Source organism: Salinimicrobium oceani (genome assembly GCF_012037645.1).
The window spans coordinates 1-322 of sequence record NZ_JAAVJR010001351.1 but is presented as its reverse complement, the minus strand read 5'-3'; the positions used below and the strand labels follow the sequence as shown (position 1 = coordinate 322).

At 41.6% G+C, this 322-nt stretch carries 1 protein-coding gene; it reads right to left on the bottom strand.

Annotation, left to right across the window (positions count from 1 at the left end; genetic code table 11):
* On the bottom strand, nt 1–322 hold a 322-nt coding region (locus HC175_RS22165; protein WP_168140015.1), incomplete at both ends, for a ribonuclease HII.

Here is a 322-nt window from a genome sequence, read left to right as displayed (position 1 = left end):
CTATGGCAAGAAATTTCCCATCACCTTTTATTATACACTCGTGAGGAATGGCGGCGAAGGGTTTAAATCTATTCCCGTCAACCAGGATGAATTCCGGAGCAGGATTAAGTTTTTCGATACATTTATGCATAGCCAGGATGGAAGCATTCAAAATATTGATTTGGTCGATCTCCTCCATATAAATATGCTGTACAGAAAAACAAATTGCCTTTTTCTCGATCACGGGGCGTAATTTATCCCTGTGAACTTCCGAAAGCTGTTTTGAATCGTTAATGAGCTTATTCCTGAAGTTCTTAGGGAGGATCACCGCAGCGGCAGTCAC